General features: G+C 57.0%; 17 protein-coding genes. 6 read left to right on the forward strand and 11 right to left on the reverse strand.

The genetic code is table 11. From position 1 onward, the window contains the following. Positions 1 to 3 precede the first annotated feature (3 nt). Positions 4 to 780 (reverse strand): DeoR/GlpR family DNA-binding transcription regulator, encoded by a 777-nt coding sequence (locus ACXKZG_RS00175; protein WP_013204532.1) that lies wholly within the window; start codon positions 778 to 780, stop codon positions 4 to 6. A gap of 173 nt (positions 781 to 953) precedes the next feature. On the opposite strand from ACXKZG_RS00175, the gene ACXKZG_RS00180 reads away from it, so the two are divergent. The 6 genes from ACXKZG_RS00180 to ACXKZG_RS00205 all read left to right on the forward strand — a co-directional run bounded on the left by ACXKZG_RS00180 (position 954) and on the right by ACXKZG_RS00205 (position 9,247). Beyond that, positions 954 to 2,294 (forward strand): aspartate aminotransferase family protein, encoded by a 1,341-nt coding sequence (locus tag ACXKZG_RS00180; protein ID WP_013204531.1) that lies wholly within the window; start codon positions 954 to 956, stop codon positions 2,292 to 2,294. A gap of 196 nt (positions 2,295 to 2,490) precedes the next feature. After that, positions 2,491 to 3,108, forward strand: a complete 618-nt coding sequence (gene sodA / locus ACXKZG_RS00185) for a superoxide dismutase [Mn] (protein ID WP_041692466.1) — start codon at positions 2,491 to 2,493, stop codon at positions 3,106 to 3,108. Positions 3,109 to 3,374: 266 nt separating this feature from the next. Then, complete coding sequence (locus ACXKZG_RS00190; RefSeq protein ID WP_346568306.1) at positions 3,375 to 5,333, forward strand: methyl-accepting chemotaxis protein; 1,959 nt, start codon at positions 3,375 to 3,377, stop codon at positions 5,331 to 5,333. A 312-nt stretch (positions 5,334 to 5,645) separates the two neighbouring features. Continuing rightward, complete coding sequence (locus tag ACXKZG_RS00195; RefSeq protein ID WP_013204528.1) at positions 5,646 to 7,151, forward strand: sugar ABC transporter ATP-binding protein; 1,506 nt, start codon at positions 5,646 to 5,648, stop codon at positions 7,149 to 7,151. Then, positions 7,148 to 8,146 (forward strand): ABC transporter permease, encoded by a 999-nt coding sequence (locus tag ACXKZG_RS00200; protein WP_471720785.1) that lies wholly within the window; start codon positions 7,148 to 7,150, stop codon positions 8,144 to 8,146. Before ACXKZG_RS00195 ends, ACXKZG_RS00200 begins: the two co-directional genes overlap by 4 nt. 33 nt (positions 8,147 to 8,179) lie before the next feature. Further along, complete coding sequence (locus ACXKZG_RS00205) at positions 8,180 to 9,247, forward strand: sugar ABC transporter substrate-binding protein (protein ID WP_013204526.1); 1,068 nt, start codon at positions 8,180 to 8,182, stop codon at positions 9,245 to 9,247. Positions 9,248 to 9,307: 60 nt separating this feature from the next. On the opposite strand, the gene ACXKZG_RS00210 is transcribed toward ACXKZG_RS00205, so the two are convergent. From ACXKZG_RS00210 to ACXKZG_RS00255, 10 genes are all read right to left on the reverse strand, one after another. Then, positions 9,308 to 9,670, reverse strand: a complete 363-nt coding sequence (locus ACXKZG_RS00210) for a YibL family ribosome-associated protein (RefSeq protein WP_053141129.1) — start codon at positions 9,668 to 9,670, stop codon at positions 9,308 to 9,310. Positions 9,671 to 9,741: 71 nt separating this feature from the next. Next, positions 9,742 to 10,287 carry a mannitol operon repressor MtlR gene (mtlR, locus tag ACXKZG_RS00215; RefSeq protein WP_041692167.1) on the reverse strand — a complete coding sequence of 182 codons (546 nt, stop codon included), beginning with the start codon at positions 10,285 to 10,287 and terminating at the stop codon, positions 9,742 to 9,744. A gap of 65 nt (positions 10,288 to 10,352) precedes the next feature. After that, positions 10,353 to 11,501, reverse strand: a complete 1,149-nt coding sequence (gene mtlD / locus ACXKZG_RS00220; protein WP_013204523.1) for a mannitol-1-phosphate 5-dehydrogenase — start codon at positions 11,499 to 11,501, stop codon at positions 10,353 to 10,355. A 101-nt stretch (positions 11,502 to 11,602) separates the two neighbouring features. Then, positions 11,603 to 13,534: a PTS mannitol transporter subunit IICBA gene (locus ACXKZG_RS00225; protein ID WP_134823094.1), complete on the reverse strand. Its 1,932-nt coding sequence runs from the start codon at positions 13,532 to 13,534 to the stop codon at positions 11,603 to 11,605. Positions 13,535 to 13,966: 432 nt separating this feature from the next. Next, positions 13,967 to 14,353, reverse strand: a complete 387-nt coding sequence (locus ACXKZG_RS00230; protein WP_488875512.1) for a hypothetical protein — start codon at positions 14,351 to 14,353, stop codon at positions 13,967 to 13,969. A gap of 16 nt (positions 14,354 to 14,369) precedes the next feature. Further along, positions 14,370 to 14,786 (reverse strand): polymorphic toxin type 44 domain-containing protein, encoded by a 417-nt coding sequence (locus ACXKZG_RS00235; RefSeq protein ID WP_346596007.1) that lies wholly within the window; start codon positions 14,784 to 14,786, stop codon positions 14,370 to 14,372. Between the two features lies 1 nt (position 14,787). After that, positions 14,788 to 15,273, reverse strand: coding sequence for an Hcp family type VI secretion system effector (locus ACXKZG_RS00240; RefSeq protein ID WP_488875513.1), 486 nt, complete (start codon positions 15,271 to 15,273; stop codon positions 14,788 to 14,790). A 242-nt stretch (positions 15,274 to 15,515) separates the two neighbouring features. Next, on the reverse strand, positions 15,516 to 16,232 hold the full coding sequence (locus tag ACXKZG_RS00245; protein ID WP_013204520.1) for a DUF3053 domain-containing protein: 717 nt from the start codon (positions 16,230 to 16,232) through the stop codon (positions 15,516 to 15,518). A 140-nt stretch (positions 16,233 to 16,372) separates the two neighbouring features. Further along, positions 16,373 to 17,974 carry a gamma-glutamyltransferase family protein gene (locus tag ACXKZG_RS00250; protein ID WP_488875514.1) on the reverse strand — a complete coding sequence of 534 codons (1,602 nt, stop codon included), beginning with the start codon at positions 17,972 to 17,974 and terminating at the stop codon, positions 16,373 to 16,375. A gap of 16 nt (positions 17,975 to 17,990) precedes the next feature. Then, complete coding sequence (locus tag ACXKZG_RS00255; protein WP_134823091.1) at positions 17,991 to 18,866, reverse strand: ABC transporter permease; 876 nt, start codon at positions 18,864 to 18,866, stop codon at positions 17,991 to 17,993.

The raw sequence follows: 18,866 nt of genomic DNA on the forward strand, positions 1-18,866 counted from the left end.
GGCTCAGGCCAGCACCACCTCCGGCAGCGCTTTTTCCAGCGCCGCAAACGCCGGAAGGCTGGCCGCGCCGCTGTCGGTAATCAGCGCAGTAATGTCCTTGATCGCCGCATAATTCATGCGGCTGGTCAGCCCCAGTTTGCTGTGATCGGCCAGCAATATCAGCTGCGTGGCCTGCTGCGCCATCGCCCGCGCAATTGCCGCTTCGTGCGGGTGAAAACTGCTGGCGCCATTTTTCGCCTCGATACCCACCGGCGACATCAGTGCCACATCTGCGCGATACCGGAAGATTTCGCCGACGGTCAGCTCACCGCGTGTTTCCTGCGCGCCAGCCAGCATGCTGCCACCCAGCAAAATCACCGAATTATTCAGCGTCTCATGCTCTTCGGCCGCCGACAGCTTCAGCGCCGCATTCAGGCTGTTGGTGATGATGGTCAGGCCGGACATGGTGCGCAGCTCTTCCGCCAGCATGGTGGTAGTACTGCCTGCATCGAGAAACAGGGTTTGCCCCGGCTTCAACCGCTGCGCGGCGGCGCGGGCGATGGCACGCTTTTCCCGCGCGCGGACCTCGCTGCGGACGGTCAGCGGCGGCTCGGGCTCGGCATCCAGCGCAATCAGCCCACCGTGCACCCGCCGCGCCAGCCCGAGGGCTTCCAGCTCGATAATGTCTCTGCGGGCGGTTTCCCTGGAAATCCCCAGCTCCCGAATGATCCGCTCGGTACTGACGTGATTTAATGTGGTCAGCAGCGCGCGAATGCGATGTAAGCGGGTTTCCTGCAGCATAGTGGTGTCCTTTTCCAGTGGGGATGGGCATAGCCTAACCGACATCGCGGGTCGCTGCATGTGTATTTTATTGTATTTGTGTATTTGGTTGCATTTTGGCAAAAACTTGCCATGATGAAGGTATCCGGGCGCACGGGTTGCCCGTTCATTCTCACTTCGCAACGGGAGTTATCATGGCTACACGTTCGACCATCATGGACACCAACAGCTTTCGCGCCGAGCATGCCGACGGCCTGGACGCTGATGTACGTAAACTGACCGATAAACGCAGCAAGGTGCTGGGTGAATCTTACCGTCTGTTCTACCGTAAGCCGGTCCATCTGGTGAAAGGTGCGGGCCAGTATCTCTGGGATGCTAACGGCGATAAATACCTCGACGCCTATAACAACGTCGCCAGTATTGGTCACTGCCATCCGGCGGTGATCGACGCGGTTTACCAGCAGATGCAGCAGCTGAACACCCATACCCGCTACCTTCACGAACGTATCCTTGATTACTCCGAAGAACTGCTGGCGACCATGCCATCTGAAATCGACCGCGCGATGTACATGTGTACCGGTTCAGAAGCCAATGACCTGGCGATCCGTGTTGCCCGTGCGCACAGCGGCGGCACCGGCATTATCGTCAGCCAGGAAGCCTATCACGGCACCAGTGACTTAACGTCTGGCGTCTCGCCCGCGCTGGGCACCGGTCAGCCGCTGGCGACCACTACCCGGCTGGTGTCCCCGCCCGATCGTTATCGCGTCACCGCGCCCGATCTGGGTGACTGGTTCGCGGCTGAAATTCAGAAGCAGATTGATGATATGGCAGCCAACGGCATCAAGTTTGCCGGCTTCCTCGCCGACTCCATTTTCTCCTCTGACGGCGTGCTGCCGGGGCCAAAAGGCTTTCTGAAGAAAGCGGTGGACGTGGTGCATAAAAACGGCGGGATCTTTATTGCCGATGAAGTGCAGCCAGGTTTCGCCCGTACCGGCGATGCGTTCTGGGGCTTTGCCCGCCATGGCGTGGTGCCGGATATCGTCACCACCGGCAAGCCGATGGGTAACGGCATTCCGGTGTCGGCACTGCTGGCCAAAAGCGATGTGCTGGCCTCCTTCAGCGACGATATTCCGTACTTCAACACCTTCGGCGGTAACCCGGTGGCGATGGCGGCGGCGCAGGCGGTGTTGAAAGTGATTAAGGAAGAAGGGTTGCAGGAACACAGCCGCGTGGTTGGCGAGAAGCTGCTGCGTGAACTGCTGACGCTGAAAGACAAATACGAATGCGTCGGCGATGTGCGCGGTGCCGGTCTGTTTATCGGCTTCGAGCTGGTGACCGATAAAACCAGCAAAACGCCGGACAAACAGCTGGCGCTGGATGTCACCGAGAAGCTGCGTGAAAACCGCGTGCTGACCTCGGTGGCGGGGCCGTATGGCAATGTGCTGAAACTGCGTCCGCCGTTGGCGTTCCAGGAGAGCGATATCGACTGGCTGGTTGGCGCGTTGGATAAATCGTTGGCAGCATTAGGGAAATAAAGCCTTAGACCGTTTGGTTTTATCCGCGCGGGCTTTGGGCATAAAAGCGCCGCTGCGCCTGCTGCGCGGTAAACCCTTATAAACGTCGGGGCATTGATAACCCTTTTCCGGATCGTTTATTTAACTATAATGATCCGACTGCTTACGCGGTGCTAACAGAAACAGCGCCGCCCACCATTAAATGGAGATGATGAACATGAGTTATTCACTGCCATCCTTGCCTTACGCATACGACGCACTGGAACCGCATTTCGACAAGCAGACGATGGAAATCCATCACAGCAAACACCACCAGGCTTATGTCAACAACGCCAACGCGGCGCTGGAAGGGACTGAGTTTGCCGATCTGCCTGTTGATGAGCTGATCGCTAAACTGGATCAGGTTCCTGCCGATAAGAAAGCAGCACTGCGTAACAACGCAGGCGGCCACTCAAACCACAGCTTCTTCTGGAAAGGCCTGAAAACCGGCACAACCCTGAGCGGCGACCTGAAAGCGGCTATCGAAAAAGATTTCGGCAGCGTTGACGCGTTCAAAGCAGAATTCGAAAAAGCGGCAACCACCCGTTTCGGTTCTGGCTGGGCGTGGCTGGTTAAGAAAGGCGACAAGCTGGCCGTTGTTTCCACAGCAAACCAGGACAGCCCGCTGATGGGCGAAGCGATCTCTGGCGCATCCGGTACCCCAATTCTGGGTCTGGACGTGTGGGAACACGCCTACTATCTGAAGTATCAGAACAAACGTCCTGATTACATCAAGGCGTTCTGGGATGTGGCTAACTGGGATCAGGCGGCAGCGCTTTTCTCAGCAGCAAAATAATTCCCCGCCACGTTAATTCGTGACGATAAACCGACGGAGTCCGCTTCGTCGGTTTTTTATTGCCTGCTAATTAATTAGAGTTCCTGTTCATTCTGCGCATTCCCCCGGCGAACAGAAGATTCGCCTGCCGCTGGCCTGCCTGGCCGTTAAAGTCCTCGCCCTGCCGTACCGATAGGTAAAACTGTTAAGTGGATCACCATACCTGGCGAACGCGCAGTCCATCTGCTCGCCGCCATACGCTATCGGGTCACGGGAAAATAATAAAAATGATTAACAGCATTAAACGTCGCATCGAGAACCTCAACGTCGGCAGGAAGCTCGGTTCCGGTTTCGCCCTGGTTTTGCTGCTGGCTGCGCTGATTGCGGCCGTCGGCATCCAGAAATTCAACAACGTGAAAGAGCGGACCGACAAGGTCGACTTCAGCCACGCCATCAGCAGCGATATCAGCGCTGCGCTGGACAGCCAGAAGCAGTATCAGCTGTTCTTTGACGAGAAAGAGATTGCCCTCAGCCAGAAAAAAATCGCCGACGCGCTGGGGCTGTTCGACAAGATGATGAGCACCTCGGTATTTGATGCCGAAAGCCGCGCGTGGCTGAACACCTTCCCTGGGCTGGTCAAAGCCTACCAGCAGGCGCAGTCCAACTATGTCAACGCGGTGAACACCCGCGATGGCATCAAAAACAGCTGGAACCTCTCGGCCAGTGAAGCGGCCTTCCTCGACCTGAAGCAAGAGCTGGGGCCGACCGCCGATCTGCAGTTGCAGGTGCTGATGGGCAAGCTGGACTATGCCTTGCTGGACGTGCATTACGCCGTGCGCGGCCTGATTGCCGGGCCTTCCGAGCAAACGGCGGCGATATTGAGCGCCTCGGCAGATAATGCGGCGGTGACGCTGGATACTTTTGCCAGCCTGGTGACGCCCGCGCAGGAAGCCACGCTGCAGCCGCTGAAAAACCGCCTGATTAGCTATAAGGCCAGCGTGCTGTCCTACGTTCCGGCGTATCAGGAACAGAAAGCCGCGGCCGCGGTGATGATTAAGCAGGCTGCGGAGATGAATAAGCTGGTGGAAGCGCTGGTACAAAAACAGTTGAGAATGACCCGCGAGAACGTCGCCACCGCCATTACCACCATGTCTGCGGTCACCTTCGCCGCGCTGGTGCTGGGCATTATTATCGCCATGGTCATTACCCGCCAGATCACCCGTCCGCTGCGTGACACGCTGGAAACCACCGAGCGTATCGCCAACGGCGATCTGAGCGTCAGGGTGAACACCGAGCGCCGCGATGAGCTGGGGCAACTGATGAGCGCGGTGGGCATCATGAGCGATAATCTGCGTCAGATCATTGGCGAAATCCGCTCGGGCGTCAGTCAGGTGGCCCATGCGGCGGCGGAAATCAGCGCCGGCAATACCGACCTCTCTTCCCGCACCGAGCAGCAGGCTGCCGCCGTTGAGCAAACCGCCGCCAGCATGGAGCAGTTAAGCTCCACGGTAAAACAGAACGCCGATAACGCGCACCACGCCAGCAAGCTGGCGTCTGAGGCCTCAACCACCGCTCAGACCGGTGGCCGACAGGTGAAAGACGTGGTGGAAACCATGCAGCAAATTTCGCAAAGCTCGAAGCGCATCGCCGATATCACCACCACCATCAACAGCATCGCGTTCCAGACCAATATTCTGGCGCTGAATGCGGCGGTGGAAGCCGCGCGTGCCGGTGAACAGGGCCGTGGTTTTGCAGTCGTCGCCAGCGAGGTGCGCAACCTGGCCCAGCGTTCGGCACAGGCGGCAAAAGAGATTGAAGGGCTGATTAAAGAGTCGGTGGATCGCGTTAACAGCGGTGCGCAGCTGGTCGAAAATACCGGAATGACGATGCAGGATATCGTGCAGTCGGTCTCCAACGTGCGTGACATTATGGGTGAAATTGCCTCCGCCTCTGACGAGCAGAGCCGCGGTATCAGCCAGGTGTCGACGGCAGTGGTGGAGATGGACAACACCACCCAGCAAAACGCCGCGCTGGTGGAAGAATCCGCCGCCGCCGCGAATTCGCTGGAAGAGCAGGCGATGTTGTTAAGCCAGGCGGTAGCGGTGTTCCGCCTGTCCGCCGATGAAGGTGTTGCGGGCCGCAAGGTGCCTGGCCCGGCGATGCCAGCACCGCTGCGCTCAACGCTAACGGCCCCGAAAGCCATCACCCCAACCCAGCTCAGCGAAGCGAATTGGGAAACGTTCTGACAACGATGGCCGCCCCTTTGGGGGCGGTAAGTGGCCCGCAAAATAAGCCGTCAGTAATGACGGTTTTTTTATGCCCCTTGATCTTCGCGGTCGGTGGGTTCCACGCCGAGTGAAATGCTGCCTGTTGTCATTATCCCCCCGGATTATGCTGGATACCGCTGTCTCACTGGTTTTAACCGCTTATATGGCTGGATGTCTGGATGGCTAATAACGTTTTGTGTTAGCTTATGCGCTTTCGTTCGTTGCCAGCCGTAACAATCCAATAAAAAATGCGGCAACCTGTTTTGTTCACCTGCCAGAGAGTTATTGTTCATGACTGTGGTAAATCGCCTTGAAATGCGTCAAATCTCCATCGCTTTTGGCGGTTTTACAGCCCTGAATGGCGTTGATTTCAGCCTTGAAGGCCACTCGGTGCATGCGCTGACCGGGGCAAACGGGGCCGGGAAGTCGACGCTGATGGCAGTACTGTCCGGCGCTTACGATCACTACAGCGGTGACATCCTGCTCGATGGCCAGCCGGTCAGCATCCGTTCCCCGCGTGATGCCAAGCAGCTGGGTATTCATCTGGTGCAGCAGGAAGTGGATGTGGCGCTGGTGCCGACGCTCAGCGTGGCGGAAAACATCATGCTGGATCGCCTGGCCGAAGGCGGACAGGTCTACCACTGGGGCGAAGTGCGCAAACAGGCGCGCGCATTGCTGGCGCAGCTTGACGTCTCGCTGGACGTCCGTCGCCGCATCGATCAATGCACGCTGGCCGAGAAGCAGCAAATTCTGCTGGCCCGCGCGCTTTCCCACCACTGCCGTTTTCTGATCCTCGATGAGCCCACGGCGCCGCTGGATCAAAACGAAAGCGAGCGCTTATTCGCCGTCGTACGCCGGCTGAAAAGCAACGGCATCGGCGTGGTGTTTATCTCCCACCGCATCCACGAGCTGCGCGCCATTTGCGATCAACTGACCGTGCTGCGCGATGGCCGCTTGATTGAAACCTGCCCGATGGCCCAGCTGGATGGCGAGCAGATTGTCGAGAAGATGCTCGGGCATCAGCTGGACGACATTTACCCGCCGCGCCGACCGCCGTTCAGTAATGAGATCCTGCTGAAGGTTGACGGCCTGCACGACGATGCGCTGCTGCAGGACATCTCGCTGACGCTGCGCAAAGGCGAAATCCTCGGCCTTGCCGGACTGGCCGGCGCGGGGAAAACCGAACTGTGCAAAGCGCTGTTTGGTGCCAGTAATAGCCGCGTGGAGAAGGGTGAGCTGCACGGCAAGCCGTGGAAACCCTCTTCCCCGCACGCCGCGGTCGACAACCGTATGGCGCTGATCCCGGAAGAGCGCCGCAAAGAAGGCATTTTTATTGATGAGTCGGTGGCGATGAACCTCAGCGTCACCGCAGATAACAGCTTCTCACGCTGGAGTCTGTTTGGTCACCGTCAGGCCTGGCAATGGGCCGAAGAGGTGATCAACAAGCTGGGCGTGCGCACCACCGGCCCACAACAAACGCTGCGTCGCCTGTCGGGCGGCAACCAGCAGAAAGTGGCGATCGGCAAATGGCTGCGCAACGACGCAGACGTGCTGATTTTTGATGAGCCGACCAAAGGCGTCGATATCAAAGCCAAAACCGACCTGTTCGAACTGATTGATGGTCTGGCCCGCCAGGGAAAAGGGGTGATTTATGCCTCCGGCGAATTCGCCGAACTGGTGGGCTTATGCGATCGCATTTGCGTGCTCTGGGACGGGCGTATCGTGGCAGAAATGGATGCCAGTGACGTTGATGAAGAAACGCTTTTACTTTATTCCACCGGAGGAACGCCTGCGTGAGCAGCAAAGATATTTCCCTGAAGGCTGCGCCCTCTGTGCGCCACCAACTGTTTGAATTTCTCTATAAATGGGGAATGTTGCTGACGGTCGTCGCGCTGATCGCCGCCTTTGGCCTGGCGTCAGACAGCTTCCTTGAACCCACTAACATCATCAATATCCTGCGCTCTATCGCCATCGTCACGGTGATTGCGATTGGGGTGTCGATTTCCCTGACCATCGGCGGATTCGACCTCTCGGTGGGCTCGACCGCCTCGCTGGCCAACTCGCTGGTGATCTCGCTGTTCGTCTGGTACGGCTACGGCTCGACGGAAGCCATCGTCATCACCCTGCTGCTGTGCACGCTGGTCGGGCTGTTCAACGCCTTTCTCATCGTGATCCTGCGCATTCCCGACATGTTGGCGACATTAGCCAGCCTGTTTGTGGTGCAGGGCGTGGCGATGACCTACAGCTTCGGCGGCTCGATTACCGAAAATATGGTGATGCCGAGCGGCGATATGGCGGAAGGGACCATCCCGGCCAACTTCTCGCTGCTGGGGCAGGTGCCGACCATCGTGATCATCATGCTGGTGGTGACGGTCGTTGCGCAGCTGGGCCTTTCGCTGACCAAACACGGTCGCCGTATGTATGCGATTGGCGGCAATCCAGAGGCGGCGCGTCTGTCCGGGATCCGCACCAACCGCTACCGGGTGCTGGCCTACGTCATGGCTTCACTGCTGGCGGGACTGGGCGGGATTTTGCTGGCGTCCCGTATTGGTTCTTCGCAGGTCAATGCCGGTGGCGGCTATCTGATGGACGCCGTGGCGGCGGCCTGGATCGGTTTTTCTCTGGCGGGCTCCGGCAAGCCAAACGCGCTGGGAACGCTGGTGGGTGCCATCATCCTTGGCGTGTTACAGAACGGACTGGTGATGCTCTCGGTGCCGTATTACGCGATGGATATCATCAAAGGCCTGGTGCTGGCTATCGCACTGGCCATTACCTACATCCAGCGCCGCTAGGCGCTTACTTCTTCAGACAGGGTAAACATAATAATGAAAAAACTGACTACATCGTTGCTGGCGTTGAGCCTGCTGATCGCCGTACCTGCCTTTGCTGACACGGCTGCGGTGCCTGCCGCTATCGCTAATCACGACGGCCCGATCCGTATCGCGGTGATCCGTAACCTCGGTTCGGATGACAACACCACGCAGTTCGTTGCGGGTGCCATTCAGGAAGGCCGCAAGCTGGGCTTTAAGGTCAGCACCTTCCTCAGCAACGGCGACGACGCACGTTTCCAGGACTTCGTTAATCAGGCGATCAGCCAGAAGTATGACGGCATCATCCTGTCGCACGGTAAAGACCCGTACTCCACGGCGCTGGTGAAGCGCATTACCGATGCCGGCATCAAGGTCTCGGTATTTGATACGCCGGTGAACCAGCCGATTGCAGGCGTGACGGTCACCGCGCAGGACGATGCGTCGCTGGCGCAGCTGTCGCTGGACCAGCTGATCAAAGACACCAACGGCAAGGCCAATATCGTCAAGCTGTGGGTGGCGGGCTTCCCGGCGATGGAACGTCGTCAGGTGGTGTATGAGAAAGTGCTGAAGGCCAATCCAGGTCTGCATCAGCTGGAATCAATCGGTGCGGTTTCTTCCGACGTGCAGGGCGATACCGCCAACAAAATTGGCGCCATTCTGGCGAAATACCCGAAAGGCAAAATCGATGCGATTTGGGGTTCATGGGATGCGTTCGCGCAGGGCGCCTATAAAGCCTTGCAGGAGAATGGCCGTACCGAGATCAAACTATACAGCATCGATGTCTCCAACCAGGATCTGCAGTTGATGCACCAGAAAGACAGCCCGTGGAAGCAAACGGTGGCGGTCGACAGCAAGCTGATTGGTGCGACAAATATGCGTCTGGTGGCCAACAAAATTGGCGGCGAAACCACGCCAGCGACCTACCAGTTTAAGGCGGCGGCGATCTCTCAGGCGCAGCTGGCGGCACAGTCTGGCGCGGTCAACGTGTCGACGCTGAACAAAATCATTCCAGGCTGGGGCGAATCGACTGACTTCGTTGCGCCGTGGTTCGCCACGCTGCAGGCGAAATACGCCAAAAAATAAGCCGGATCCCCAAATGAAAAATGCCCGCATATGCGGGCATTTTTATCGGCGAAAGCGCGATTAGAAAGCGGTTTTCGCGAAGCCGGTCATCTCCTGCAGGCCCATCTCACGACCTAATGCGGTCATCGGATGCACCACAACCAGGCCACGAACGCTCTTTTTGAACGCGCCCATATTGGCCTGCTCTTTCTTGGTGATGGCACGGCTGAACGGCAACTCTTTCAGCTTCTGCGCTTCCGCACTCAGCTTCTGCTCGCGAACCCCACGCAGACGCTCCAGCTCTTCGATCAGCTTATCTTTCTCTTTCAGCAGTTCGCCGAGCTTTTCCGTGTCGCCGGACGCCAGCAGTGGCTGCTCTTTGTAGTTCAGGGCATCCAGCTTATCGCTGAGGATCCTGATTTCTGCCTGGACTTCTTCTTTCATTGTCATTAACCGTGAAGTGATTCATTGCCGCAAGGATACACAATGCGACGGCAAGAGGGAAAGGTGACGCGTTACTTTTTGAACGCTTGCTTCAGGCTGATGCGCGAAATCAGTTCGGTCAGAGAAAGCACCATCGTCGATCTGACCACCTGCTGATAGCGTTGCTGCAGCATGGCGCGCAGCTCGGCATCATCGCTGGAGAGGTCAGGGCGCGGCGGAAATGCCGTCACGCAATGCAGTTCGCCAAACGGGCCTAACAGCTCATCATCGGTAAAACGGTACTCGGTGCCATCATCGTTCAGCGCTTCACGCAGCGCCATCAGCAGTTCGGCATCTTCATACTCGCTCCGGCTGATCACGCCGAGGCCGTAAATCAGTTTCAGCCGCACGGACAGTTCGCCCAGCGGGCCATCACCCAGTAACAGCGGTTCTACCGCATACTTCACCGCGTAGTCATCCTTGCGAAACACCTGGATCACCAACAGGTTCACCGCCTCCGCCAGCAGCTCAACCGCCGCGATCAGAAAGCTTCTGACCGTTCGTCCGGTGTTCAGGCGTTCAAGCACCCGATTCTCAAAAGCCTGTGGTTTTTCCATGAGAGCCTGCATATCGTTCATCACCAGGCGAGGGCCGCCTTTAAGGGCACGCGTGTGCCCTGTCCGTTCATCCGTTGAAGTGGGCGTTACGCCATGGCATCAAAGGCCTTCACCACATCAGCAACCACGTCGCTGTTTTCCTCAAGGCCTGATACCTGTGCCAGCGTCGCCTTGACGCCTTTGCTGTTCAGCAGCCCGACCAGCTCCTGAGCCTGCGGATCCTGATCGCTGCGATAATGCATCGCGGCGGCAATGCCGGTCACCAGGTTGGCGTGCGGCAGGCCGTATTCCAGCGTGCCCAGCGTGGGTTTGATCAGGCGATCGCCCGCGCTAAGCTTACGCAGCGGCTGGCGTCCAACGCGTTCGACGTCATCTTTCAGGTACGGGTTTTCAAAGCGGCCGAGAATTTTCTGGATATAGGCAGCATGCTTTTCAGCATCGAAATCATAACGCTTGATCAGCACCGCGCCGCTCTCTTCCATCGCACCTTTCACCACGGCACGCACCTTCTCATCGAGGATCGCATCGCGGATGGTCTGGTGCCCGGCCAGCTGGCCAAGATATGCAGTGATGGCATGTCCGGTATTCAGCGTGAACAGCTTGCGCTCCACAAACGCCATCAGATTATCGGTCAGCTCCATGCCCGGAATGGCGGGCAGATCGCCTTTGAACTGGGTTTTATCCACAATCCATTCGCTAAAGGTCTCAACGGTCACTTCCAGCGGATCGGTGGTGCCGGCTTCAGACGGTGGCACGATGCGGTCCACGGCGGAATCGACGAAGCCCACGTGCGCGTCAACAAAGGCGTGATACTGCTCTGGCAGCGCCTTCATCACGTGGCCTTTCAGCTGGGTAGTGCCGCGCACCATGTTCTCACAGGCGATAATGTTTAACGGGCGGGTATTACCGTTATCACTGCGTTTTGCCAGACCTTTCGCAATGCCACCGGCGATGCGTTCGAGGATCTGCGGGCCAACCGCCGTGGTAACGATATCAACCTCAGCGATCAGCGGGATGATGTCATCGCTGGTGCTGTTAACCGCATTCACGCCTTTGACGATCTCGACCTGAGCCTGCTCGCCAACCACATGAACCGGGTACTCATGACGGGCATTCAGCGCATCCAGAACCACCTGGTTAACGTCGGCAAACGTCAGCTGAATCCCGGCATCAGCCAGTAATTTTCCAATAAAACCGCGACCAATATTTCCGGCGCCAAAATGTAATGCTTTCATAATTTTTCCCGTATCAATGATCAGGGGCCGGACAAACCCGACCCTAAAAAAAGAGCCGGGCATGCCCGGCCCTGGGAGGTAATGCTTGTCTGCAACCCGGTTTAAGCGGGCTGTTTACCTGACAGCAGGTCCAGCACTTCCTGCACGTCGGTGGTGTTGATCAGTCGTTGGATCACCGACTCATCATCCAGCGCGTTGGTCAGGCTGGTGATCACCTGGATATGCTCGTTGTTACGGGCCGCGATGCCGATAACCAGACGGGCAATATCGTCCTCATCTTCACCAAAGCGTACGCCTTCCGGGTACTGGCAGAACACAATGCCGGTTTGCAGCACGCGGTCTTTTGCTTCGATGGTGCCGTGTGGCACGGCGATGGACTCACCCAGGTAAGTTGGGGTCAGTTTCTCACGATCCAGCATCGCCTGAACATATTCTGGCTCAACATAACCGCCTCTCACCAGCTGCTCACCGGCAAACCGGATGGCCTGCTCTTTATTGGTGGCGTGGTTGCCGAGGAAGATATTGCGGGCGCTCAGTTTGAACAGGTGTTCCTGGCTCTCGTCATAGCTGTCGCTCAGCGTGGCGGTGACTTTCTCACGGTGACCAGCGGTGCGGTTGGCATCCACCAGACGGCTGGTCAGGTCGGTATACAGGCCGCTGTCGAGGAAGTTGGTCAGCGAAATATGCTGCGCGTGTGGCGCCTGGCGCATGGCGCGTTCGGTCAGATCGCGGTGGGTGATCACCAGATCCACATCGCCCGGCAGGTTGTTGATGGCGGTGTTGGTCACGGAGATATTGGTCAGTCCGGCATCGTTCACCTTCTTACGCAATACACCCGCACCCATCGCACTTGAACCCATCCCGGCGTCACAGGCAACAATGATTTTGCGCACGTGGGTCAGGTCGCTGTTCATGCCGTCAGCCGAGGTGGTTGCGGTGCCAGACAGGCCTTTAGACTGCGCTTTCATTTCGCTAACACGACGGGTTGCAGCTTCGATATCGTCTTCTTCTTTCACCTTGCTGGTTTTCAGCAGGATAGCGGAGACCACGAAGGAGACGGCAAAGGCGGCAACAATCGCGGCGATGTTCGCGAAGTAAGCCCCTTTTGGCGTCATGGCCAGCACCGCCAGGATGGAACCCGGAGAGGCAGGTGACACCAGACCGCCGTGCAGCAGGGTCAGAGTGAACACGCCGGTCATACCACCGAGGATAACCGCCAGAATCAGGCGCGGGTTCATCAGCACGTACGGGAAGTAAATTTCGTGGATACCGCCGAGGAAGTGGATGATTGCCGCGCCGCCCGCAGACTGCTTAGCATTGCCACGACCAAAGAACATGTACGCCATCAGCACGCCCATACCCGGACCTGGGTTAGCTTCGATCAGGAAGAAGATCGACTTACCGGCTTCGCTGGCCTGCTGGATACCCAGTGGCGAGAAGATACCGTGGTTAATGGCGTTATTCAGGAACAGGATTTTCGCCGGTTCCACAAAGATGGAGGTTAATGGCAGCAGGTTGTTCTGCACCATCAGGTTCACGCCAGCGGCGAGAATATGGGACAAACCTTCAACCAACGGGCCGATAGCCAGGAACGCGAGGATCGCCAACAGCATGCCGATGATACCGGCAGAGAAGTTGTTGACCAGCATTTCGAAGCCGCTTTTGATTTTGCCGTCGACTAACGCATCGAATTTCTTGATTGCCCAGCCGCCGAGCGGGCCAGCAATCATCGATCCGAGGAACATTGGCATGTCCGCACCGACGATCACGCCCATGGTGGTGATAGCACCCACCACGCCGCCACGATCGCCACCGACCAGACGACCACCGGTGTAGCCGATCAGTAACGGCAGCAGATAGGTGATCATCGGGCCGACCAGCTTGGCCATGGTTTCATTTGGCAGCCAGCCGGTAGGAATAAACAGCGCGGTGATGATACCCCAGGCGATAAACGCCCCGATGTTTGGCATCACCATGTTGCTCAGAAAGCGACCAAAGTTCTGGACCTTGATCTTGATATCTGATGAGGACATAAAAAAACACCCCTTATTGGTACGCGCTGACAAATAAGAGAGCGCGTTGATTTTTGTTTATGAGATTACGGCGGGGAGCCGTCTCTATCACTGTATGCAGGCGGACTCTAACACGCGAATATGACGCTGCGTAGCAAGCAGGAAAAGTGTGATGTATATCACTATGTTGGGTGGGGTAGAGGGGGTGTTTTAGTGATGAGCATCACACTTATGCAGTGTAAAAAAAAGACGCCGAACAATAAATAAGCAACACAGGCTGAATTGTGTGATTTTTGTCACGAATATGTGATGAGCCTTTGTGCGCGATGTGTGATGCATATCACAATAAATCTACCGCGCAAAATGCGTGCGATCACAGTTACGCCCGGCTCGAAATCAACGGCTTAGCGGGATGTAATAAAATTACGTTCACTTGCCCCCCTTCAGGGCGAATTAATACGGCGACGCCTGCAGATAAACGGGAACGGAATAGACCCCTGAAGAGAGTCGATAACTGGCATTACTGTAATAAGAATAAACCGTCCCATGGACAGAAAGGGTGAGGTTGCCGTTATCGACGTTAATCACCGTGTCTTTGTCCGAGGTGATCAGAAAGGGCTTCGTTCCTTTCTTGATGCTGGCGGCAAAATCCCCCTCGCTTTTCGCCGCATCGTACAGATAGAAGCGATAGGACCAGGCGGTTGTGGCACCGGCATCACCTTCCGTGACATAAAGCACCGCCAGATTGCTGAGAGGGATTTTTTTAATAATGCTTTCCGAAAAAGGCGTTAAGTGGGAAAACCAAAAAATGCCGCCAGCCAGCAATATGGCTAGCGGCATTAACAAATAACGTTTCTTAAAACCCCGAGCGTTTTGCAAAATCAATCCCTGCCCTTATCCACACCTGATCCGTTGGATCATCACCATAAGGCGCAGGACCATACCAGATCCCGTTGCTCTCTTCTCGCGTACCAGCCCGGTCTTGAGCCCATCCAGCCGCTCTTAATAAAACCTCTGGCTTTATTCCTGCAGCAGTGCCAGTTGCTCCAAAATGGAAGTTGCCAAAGTTCTCATATTGCCGACCGCTCTGGAATTTGTAATCCCAGGGACCACGATTACGAACCTGAGAATAAAACCAGCTATAGGTTAATGCAGATGGACCTTTATGCATCCTCGCGAGCATAAGGTTTTTGATGAGATCAACACCGGGTGGTGAAAAGGATGAAACGTCATAAATTGGGTGTGGTGATGCTGCAACTGTGGGGTATCGCATTTCACGACCTCTCGTTCCATGAGTCTGAGAACATCAGATTACCGTCACAATGCTTCCATGTGATTTTATCGTAGCGCATTTCTACGCATTCAAGATGATTGTGCTTTTCATGGACGGGATCTTTCGTATCGTGCATCAAGGGTGATACGCCGACGATTTTGACGCCTTCCATAAGCATATTGAAATACTCTACTTCCTGGCCTGCATCGTTAATGTTGTACCATTTGATTTCTGCGCTTTTGAGTGTCTGGCCGGTTGCGACAGCTTTGTACAAATAGGGGGAGGAGGTATCGAAATCTTTCTGAATAAGCATGGAGGCGTGTTTTCTGGTTCCCGTTATTTTTCCGGTCATCATATCGGTAGGCAAGCTCAGATTATGGGAAAAACCGTTAACCTCTATACTGTATTCTCTGCCTTTAATATCAACAGAGCCTTTTATCAGTGCACCACCGTCATCGGTGATAAATAGGTACGCTGGGATAGCCATGATGAAATTCCTTTTCATTAATCAAAAATAAAGACTATCCAGGTTTTAAGATCAAATAATTGACTCACATCGCAGAATCATAATTTTTGCGTCCGAATAAAGTCGGAAGTATCTGTTTTTTTTGATTAATTTCAACATCAGGACAGTGATTGAAGGGAAAAACCGATAGAGGTAAGCAGAAATTTTAACGGGCGGAGCACGTCCGCCCGTTAAGGAAAGCGATCGCCGTTAAGCCGGGCGGCTTACTGGAAACCGCCCTGCATGGCACTTTGCGCCTGACCGAGCACCTGAGCGTTCGAAGACAGGTTTTGCATCAGCGTGTTGTACTGCTCGGCTTGCTGCTGCGTCGGGAACTGGATAGCCGGACCGTTAAAGGTCACTTTGCTGCCCTGCTGCTGCAGGAAGTCACCGGTCTGTACCGCATCCTGGCTCAGCGTCTGCAAGGCCGGTAACAGCGGCTGCAATGCGTTGGCCGGCTGGGTCACCACTTTGTTGTAGACGTTGTCATACACCGTTTTCAGCTCTTCAGGCTGCTTCAGCGCGGCCTTGCTGCTGTCGGCCTGGGTTTTGGCCGCCTGAATTTGCTGAGTCAGCACGCCCAGAGAACCACTGGCCTGGCGCAGCGAATCACGGCGCGTCAGGTAATCCTGTGGCGTGCGAATGGCGGAAAGCTCATCCACCACCGGCTTCATACCGGAATCCACCGCGCGGTTAACCTGCTGTGAGAAACCATAAATGATGGCGTAATCGCTGACGTAATTGCCGAATTTCTGCTTCTGATCTTCGCTCAGGCTCGGCAAATGTTCGCCGCTGCGCATCACGGTGTTCTGCAGGAAATCGATGAAGGCTTTACGCTGGTCGGCTTCTTTATCGCCGCAACCAGTCAGTTGAAAGACCAGAACCAGTGCCATAAAAGGCACTAACAGACGCGAGCAGACGCGAAAGATTCCTGTCGTCATGGGAAGTAACTCCTGTAATTGTAGGGCTGGCAAGCTATCGGGGCGGCAGGCGCCGCACCTAAGAATAGTCCGTAAGGGACGGGGAGGACAGGGAAAAAAACGCCGGAAGGGCGAATAAATGCTGACTTCCGGCAGGGGACTCAGTAAACCAGCGCCTGGCCGTCTTTGCGGCTTTCGGTGGCGGCAATATAGAAACCTTGCGGGTCGCGGACGATGGCCTGCGCGCCGCCGAAGTTATAGGTCTGCAGCGGATCTTCCACCACAATCTTGTGGCCCATCGCCCGCAGTGCGGCAAGGGTATTCAACTGCATGGCAGGCTCCACGCTGACCTCACGGCCTTCCACCACCCGCCAGCGCGGCGCGTCAATCGCCGCCTGCGGATTCTGTTTCGCCAGCATGATGCGCAATGCCATCTGCAAATGGCCCTGGGCCTGCATCGGGCCGCCCATCACGCCAAACGACATCAGCGGCTGACCTTCCGCATCCAGCGCGAAGGCCGGAATGATGGTGTGGAAGGCGCGTTTGCTGGCGGCCACCACGTTCGGGTGCGCCTCGTCCAGCACAAAGCCCGCGCCGCGGTTTTGCAGGCTGATACCGGTGCCCGGCACCACCACGCCTGAGCCGAAGCCCATAAAGTTCGACTGAATAAAGGAGACCATCATGCCGCTGGCATCGGCGGTGGACAGATACACCGTTCCGCTCTGCTTCGGCGCGCCGAAGGTGAAATCGCCGGCCTGGGTCGGGTCGATCAGCGCCGCACGGGTTTTCAGGTACTCGTCGCTTAGCAGCAGGTCCGCCGGAAACTCCATATGATCCTCATCGGCGATATAGCGCTCCAGATCGACCAGCGCCAGCTTCATCGCTTCAATCGACAGATGCAGCCACTGCACCGAATCCGGCTCATAACGGCCAATATCCCACTGCTCGAGAATGCCCAGCGCCATCAGCGTGGCGATGCCCTGGCCGTTGGGCGGCAACTCCTGCACCGAGCCGCCGGCAAACGGACGGGAGAGCATCTCAACCCAGTCCGCCTTGTGGTTCTTCAGGTCATCCAGCGTCAACGCCGCGCCGTGTTCTTTGGCAAAGGCGACAATTTTCTCGGCCAGTTCACCGCGATAGAACGACTCGCCGTTGGTGGCGGCGATTTTCTCCAGCGTGTCCGCCTGATCCGGGTTGCGGAACAGCTCACCGACTTTCGGCGGACGACCTTCCGGCGCAAAACAGGCGCTGAAGCCCGGCTGATCGCGCAGCTTGTTATAGCCGCGTTCCCAAAGATGACCGATCAGCGGCGACACCGGGAAACCGTTGCGCGCATACTCAATCGCCGGCTGGGCCAGCGTGGTCAGCGGCAGGGTGCCAAATTTCTCCGCCAGCTCAACCCAGGCGGACACCGCGCCCGGCACGGTAACCGCATCCCAGCCAATTTCCGGCATCGCCGCAAGATGGGCGAAGGTCTCCCGCGACCAGGCGGCGGGCGCGCGGCCAGAGGCATTCAGCGCATGCAGTTTTTTCCCGTCCCAGATAATGGCAAAGGCATCGCTGCCAATGCCGTTGCCGGTCGGCTCCACCACCGTCAGCGCCATGGCGGTGGCAATCGCCGCATCCACCGCGTTGCCACCCAGTTGCAGCATCCTGATCCCCGCCTGTGCCGCCAGCGGCTGTGAGGCGGCCACCGCATTGCGGCCCATCATCGGCGCGCGGTAGGACGGGTAGCCGACGTTAAAATCACTGATTCCACTCATAGCAGTTCCTTAATGATTAATCGTTACGCGGATCGAGCGCATCGCGCAGTCCGTCGCCAAGCAGATTGAAGCCCTGCACGATAAGAAAAATGGCAAGACCAGGGAAAATCGACATCCACGGAGCCTGCTCCAGGAAGCCTTTGGCGGTGTTCAGCATCGCGCCCCAGGACGGGTTAGGCGGCTGCTGACCGAGGCCAAGGAACGACAGGCTGGCTTCGGTAATAATGGCCGAGGCAATCGCCAGCGTCGCCTGCACCAGAATCGGCGACATCACGTTGGGCAACACATACCGCAGCACGATCCAGCGGTCCGGGAGCCCGATGGCGCGGGCGCCGTCGATATACTCTTCATTGCGGATCGCAATCACCTGGCCACGGGTCAGGCGGGCAAAAATCGGCATCGCCGACAGGCCAATCGCGATCATCGCATTGCCGAGGCTGGGGCCGAGAAATGCGCCCAGCGCGATGGCGAGGATCAGGAACGGACAGGCCAGCAGCGCTTCAATAAAGCGCGAAATCACCCCATCCCAGATCCCCTGCCAGTAACCGGCAATCAGTCCCAGCGGCACGCCAATCAGAATGGCGATCATCACCGAGATACAGCCCGCCAGCAGCGAGGTCCGCGCGCCCCAAATCAGGCGGGAGAGCAGATCGCGTCCCAGCTCGTCAGTGCCTAACCAGTGCAGGGCCGACGGGGCTTTGCGCACCGCCATAAAATCGGCTTTGATCGGGTCAAAGGGCGCCAGCCAGGGCGCAAGCAGGGCGATCAGCACAAAGAAAATCACAATCACCGCGCCAATCACCGCGCTATTATTGCCGAGGAATTTCTTCAGCACGCGGTTGGTCGGTTTACGCAGCGCAGCGGCGCTGCCGGCAGCCAGAACTTCACTCAT

The sequence above is a fragment of the Erwinia sp. 2186 genome, assembly GCF_057812255.1.

Bases quoted from the DNA above. Each gene is read 5' to 3' on its own strand.
- ACXKZG_RS00175 (WP_013204532.1), bottom strand. From the start codon at position 780: ATGCTGCAGGAAACCCGCTTACATCGCATTCGCGCGCTGCTGACCACA.
- ACXKZG_RS00180 (WP_013204531.1), top strand. From the start codon at position 954: ATGGCTACACGTTCGACCATCATGGACACCAACAGCTTTCGCGCCGAG.
- sodA (WP_041692466.1), top strand. From the start codon at position 2,491: ATGAGTTATTCACTGCCATCCTTGCCTTACGCATACGACGCACTGGAA.
- ACXKZG_RS00190 (WP_346568306.1), top strand. From the start codon at position 3,375: ATGATTAACAGCATTAAACGTCGCATCGAGAACCTCAACGTCGGCAGG.
- ACXKZG_RS00195 (WP_013204528.1), top strand. From the start codon at position 5,646: ATGACTGTGGTAAATCGCCTTGAAATGCGTCAAATCTCCATCGCTTTT.
- ACXKZG_RS00205 (WP_013204526.1), top strand. From the start codon at position 8,180: ATGAAAAAACTGACTACATCGTTGCTGGCGTTGAGCCTGCTGATCGCC.
- ACXKZG_RS00210 (WP_053141129.1), bottom strand. From the start codon at position 9,670: ATGAAAGAAGAAGTCCAGGCAGAAATCAGGATCCTCAGCGATAAGCTG.
- mtlR (WP_041692167.1), bottom strand. From the start codon at position 10,287: ATGAACGATATGCAGGCTCTCATGGAAAAACCACAGGCTTTTGAGAAT.
- mtlD (WP_013204523.1), bottom strand. From the start codon at position 11,501: ATGAAAGCATTACATTTTGGCGCCGGAAATATTGGTCGCGGTTTTATT.
- ACXKZG_RS00225 (WP_134823094.1), bottom strand. From the start codon at position 13,534: ATGTCCTCATCAGATATCAAGATCAAGGTCCAGAACTTTGGTCGCTTT.
- ACXKZG_RS00230 (WP_488875512.1), bottom strand. From the start codon at position 14,353: ATGCCGCTAGCCATATTGCTGGCTGGCGGCATTTTTTGGTTTTCCCAC.
- ACXKZG_RS00235 (WP_346596007.1), bottom strand. From the start codon at position 14,786: ATGCGATACCCCACAGTTGCAGCATCACCACACCCAATTTATGACGTT.
- ACXKZG_RS00240 (WP_488875513.1), bottom strand. From the start codon at position 15,273: ATGGCTATCCCAGCGTACCTATTTATCACCGATGACGGTGGTGCACTG.
- ACXKZG_RS00245 (WP_013204520.1), bottom strand. From the start codon at position 16,232: ATGACGACAGGAATCTTTCGCGTCTGCTCGCGTCTGTTAGTGCCTTTT.
- ACXKZG_RS00250 (WP_488875514.1), bottom strand. From the start codon at position 17,974: ATGAGTGGAATCAGTGATTTTAACGTCGGCTACCCGTCCTACCGCGCG.
- ACXKZG_RS00255 (WP_134823091.1), bottom strand. From the start codon at position 18,866: ATGAGTGAAGTTCTGGCTGCCGGCAGCGCCGCTGCGCTGCGTAAACCG.